The sequence below is a fragment of the Nonomuraea rhizosphaerae genome, assembly GCF_019396405.1.
GTDB lineage: Bacteria > Actinomycetota > Actinomycetes > Streptosporangiales > Streptosporangiaceae > Nonomuraea > Nonomuraea rhizosphaerae.
Map to the genome: position 1 here is coordinate 1 of NZ_JAHKRL010000073.1, position 4,092 is coordinate 4,092.

A 4,092-nucleotide genomic window follows, 5' to 3' on the forward strand; every position below is an offset into this window, starting at 1 on the left:
GGGCGCTTCCGAACTTCGGAAGCGGCCTTCTACCTGCGGCGATACTGTCGGGGTGGCGGGATTTGAACCCACGACCTCTTCGTCCCGAACGAAGCGCGCTGCCAAGCTGCGCTACACCCCGGTGCACGCCCGCCTTGCACGTGCTTGAGAAAGTCTAGCCGACTTCACGGGTGCTTGTGACCGGGATTATCGCCGCGGCACCAGGGTGAGCAACGTCGCCTCCGGGAAGCAGGCGAAGCGGACCGGCGCGTACGGGGAGGTGCCGAGGCCGGCGGAGACGTGGAGCCAGGCGCTGTCGTGGCGGCTCAGGCCCTTGACGCGGGCGCGGTCGATGCCGCAGTTGGTGACGAGGGCGCCGTAGAAGGGGATGCAGAGCTGGCCGCCGTGGGTGTGGCCGGCGAGGAGGAGCTGGTAGCCGTCGGCGGCGAAGCGGGTCATGTTGCGGGGCTCGGGGGAGTGCATGACGCCCAGGCGGAGGTCGGCGTCGGCGGGGGCGGGGCCGGCGACGAGGTCGTAGCGGTCGCGGTCGATGTGGGAGTCGTGGATGCCGGCCACGGCCACGTCGAGGTCGCCGACCTTGATGCGGGCGGTGGTGTTGTTCATGTCCAGCCAGCCCTCGGCGGTCATGCCGGCGCCGAGCTCCCGCCAGGGGAGGGACGGCACGTGCTGGCGGCGCTCGTTCTTGGAGGTGCGCCAGAGGTAGCGGACGGGGTTCTTGGGCTTGGGGGCGTACAGGTCGTTGGAGCCGTACACGAACAGGCCTGGACGGGAGAGCAGGGGCTCCAGGGCGTAGAGGAGGGCGGGGACGGCTTCCGGGTGGGCGATGGAGTCGCCGGTGTTGACGACGAGATCGGGTTCCAGGGAGTCGAGCGAGCGCACCCAGTTGATCAGCATCCTGCGGCCCGGGGTCAGGTGCAGGTCGGACAGGTGGAGGATGCGTACGGGACGCTGGCCGCGCTCCAGCACGGGCACGTCGAAGCGGCGCAGCTGGAACCAGTTGCGTTCGACGACGGAGGCGTAACCCAGCCCGGCCACGCCGAGACCGAGAATGGACAGGGGTATCGCGGCGGCTTTCCTCACCCATTCATGATGCCCGATTCGGTGACAAGTCGTCCGCGGACGCGTTAATGGAGGCGCGAGAGAGTCCGCGCAGGCGGCAAGATGGAGCGCATGAGCGCATTGAAGGACAAGCTGAAGGCCGACCTGACGGCCTCGCTGAAGAGCCGCGACGAGGTGCGCCTCCGGACTGTCCGGATGGCACTGGCGGCGGTCAACGTCGAGGAGGTCTCCGGCAAGCAGGCCAGGGAGCTCAGCGACGAGGAGATCGTCAAGGTGCTGGCCAAGGAGGCGAAGAAGCGCAAGGAGGCGGCCGAGGCGTTCGGCAACGCGGGCCGCGCCGAGCAGGCTCAGGCGGAGCTGGACGAGCAGGCGGTCCTGGAGGAGTACCTGCCGGCGCAGCTCTCCGACGACGAGCTGGCCGCGATGGTGGACGAGGCGGTGCGGGAGACGGGCGCCAGTGGGCCTCAGGCGATGGGGCAGGTCATGAAGGCGGTCAATCCGAAGGTCGCGGGCAGGGCTGAGGGAGGCCGCGTGGCGGCCGTCGTACGCGCCCGCCTCGCGGAAGCGCAGTAAGGCGGCGGTTCCCAGGAGCCCCGGTCAGTTGGCCGGGGTGATGGGGAGCTCGCCGCCCCGCCCGAGATCGCGTCCCCCACGATCGTCGTTGTCGCGGAACTGGTCGAACTGGTCGAAGAAGTCGTCCGGCGGCCCGCCCCGGTCGTCCTCCTTCTCCTTCTTCGGCTTGGGCGCGCAGTTCTCGCCGCATCCGCCGAACCGCTCGTGGTTCACCGGCTCGAACCGGACCGGCTCGATCCCCTTCAGCGCGTCGATCATCGACGTCTTCCAGATGCGGCCTGAGATGGACGCTCCGTACACGTACGAGTAGTACGTCCCGCCGATGGTCACGCCGATCAGCGGGTGCTTGTACGCGCCGCGCGGGTCGCCGAGGCTGACGGCGGAGGCGAGGTTCGGGGTGTAACCGGCGAACCAGGCGGCCGTGTACCCGTCGGTGGTGCCGGTCTTGCCGGCCGCGTCACGGCCGATGCCGCCGACCTCGGTCATGGTGCCCTTGGTGAAGACGCCTTCGAGGATGCCGCTGACGGCGTCGGCGACCTCCTCCTCCATGACCTTCGAGCACTTGGGCTTGAACTGCTTGATCTTGCCGTTGCGGTCCTTGATCTCGGTGATGGCCAGCGGCTTGCAGTACTGGCCGCGCGAGGCGAACACCGCGTACGTGCTGGACACCGTGACGGGGTCCACCTCGTTGACGCCGAGGGTGAAGGTCTCGACCTCCTGCAGCTTGCCGCCGTCGGCCCGCTTGAGCCCGATCCGCTTGGCCAGCTTGGCGACCTTGCAGAGGGTGACCCGCTCCTCAAGGCGCAGGAAGAACGTGTTCACCGAGCCCCAGGTGCCGGTCTGGAGCGTCTTGAAACCGGCTCCGCCCTCGCTGGAGTTGTGCACGGTGTGGTCGGGGGCGCCGACACGGTTGCCCTTGCAGTCCTTGAACGCGCCGTAGCCGGACGCGGTGAACCCGGCCGGGGACGGGAACCCGTCGCCGTACTTCAGGCCCTCCTCGAGCGCTGTGGCCAGCGTGTACGCCTTGGCCGTCGAGCCCTGCTGGAACCCGCCGCCACCGCCGTGCTTGGCGTCGGCGACGACGTTGTAGCTGATCTCGTTCTTCTTCTTGGACCCGCCGAACACGCGCGAGGCCGCCATCGCCTTGATCTCGCCGGTGCCGGGGACGACCATCGCCTGCGAGGCGACCGGCTTGTCCTTGCGGCTGACGTACTTCTTGATCGCCTTGTCGGCGGCCTTCTGCATCTTCGGGTCGATGGTGGTCTTGATGGTGAGACCACCGCGCTGGAGCAGTTTGAGCCGTTCCGACGGGGTCTTGCCGAAGTCCTCGTTGTTGAGGACCTCGTTCTGCACGTACAGGCAGAAGTACGGATATTTGCTGACTTCGCAGCCACCGGGGACCTTGGTGTCCTTGTAGCCGAGCTTCTTGGCCTTCGCCTCGGCGGCCTGCTGCGGGGTGATCTTGCCCAGCTGGGCCATGCGGTCGAGCACCACGTTGCGCCGGGCCAGGAGCAGGTCCCTGGAGGCCTTGTTGACGTTCGGGTCGGTCCGGTTGGGGTTCTGGACCGCGCCCGCGAGCGTGGCCGCCTCGACGAGGTTGAGCTCGGAGGCCGGCTTGCCGAAGAAGCGCTTGGCCGCGGCCTGGATGCCGTGCGCGCCCGCGCCGAAGTAGGCGATGTTCAGATATTTCTCGAGAATCTGGTTCTTGGAGTACTTCTCCTCGATCGCCATCGCGTACCGCAGCTCGTTCAGCTTGCGCGCCACCGTGGTCTCGATGGCCGCCGCCTGCTGCTCAGGGGTCTCGGCCGCGTTCAGCAGAACCTGCTTGACGTACTGCTGGGTGATCGACGAGCCGCCCTGAGTCACGCCGCCCTGGGTGAGGTTTTTGACGAGCGCTCTGGCCGTTCCCTCAACATCGATGGGCCCGTGCTGATAGAACCTGAAGTCTTCGATGGAGATCAGCGCGGTCTGCATGATGGGAGCGACTTTGTCGAGCGGCACCGACTGCCGGTTCTCGTAGTAGAACTGGGCTATCTGCTTGCCCTTCGCGTCCTGAAGGACGGTGCGTTCGGGCAGGGGGGGCTCGTTCAGCTCCTCAGGTCGTAGATCGATTCCGTCCATCGCGGCCTTGGCGGAGACGCCCGCGCCGCCGACGGCGGGAAGGGCTACGGCAGCGGCCAGCACTCCCGCGGCTGCACCGGCGACGATCAGCCGCGCGATGTTCAGGATCGGAGAGGAACGATCTTTGCGCTGAGCTTGCACAAGACCAAGACTACGTCGAAAGAGTGGCCTTATCGGTAACTCGACACCATTTCGCCTTGACTGGCGGGGGTGACTAGTGCCGTGTCAGGCCACGTTTGCCCTCTTCACGATGCGTCGTAGGCGAGGGTTATCGGTGTTGCGGTTTCGCCAGGCGATGTAGCGGCGGATCATGCTGCCCTGCTCGCGGTGGCTGGCGTG

General features: G+C 67.4%; 3 protein-coding genes and 1 tRNA gene. 1 reads left to right on the forward strand and 3 read right to left on the reverse strand.

What is annotated here, in order from left to right; translation table 11 throughout:
* Positions 1-47: 47 nt before the first annotated feature.
* Positions 48-121 (reverse strand) — tRNA-Pro (locus KME77_RS03425).
* A 65-nt stretch (positions 122-186) separates the two neighbouring features.
* A complete protein-coding gene (locus KME77_RS03430; protein ID WP_219461845.1) occupies positions 187-1,080 on the reverse strand; it encodes a metallophosphoesterase in 894 nt (297 codons plus the stop codon).
* Positions 1,081-1,170: 90 nt separating this feature from the next.
* Here KME77_RS03430 and KME77_RS03435 point away from each other — a divergent pair, with 90 nt between their 5' ends.
* Positions 1,171-1,632 carry a GatB/YqeY domain-containing protein gene (locus KME77_RS03435; RefSeq protein WP_219461846.1) on the forward strand — a complete coding sequence of 154 codons (462 nt, stop codon included), beginning with the start codon at positions 1,171-1,173 and terminating at the stop codon, positions 1,630-1,632.
* Positions 1,633-1,656: 24 nt separating this feature from the next.
* Here the strand turns inward: KME77_RS03435 and KME77_RS03440 are convergent, their stop codons facing one another.
* The gene (locus KME77_RS03440) at positions 1,657-3,894 is read right to left on the reverse strand and encodes a transglycosylase domain-containing protein (RefSeq protein WP_219461848.1); all 2,238 of its coding nucleotides are present in this window, start codon (positions 3,892-3,894) and stop codon (positions 1,657-1,659) included.
* Between the last annotated feature and the right edge of the window lie 198 nt (positions 3,895-4,092).

Coding starts and splice junctions, on each gene's coding strand:
- KME77_RS03435 (WP_219461846.1), top strand. CDS start 1,171: ATGAGCGCATTGAAGGACAAGCTGAAGGCCGACCTGACGGCCTCGCTG.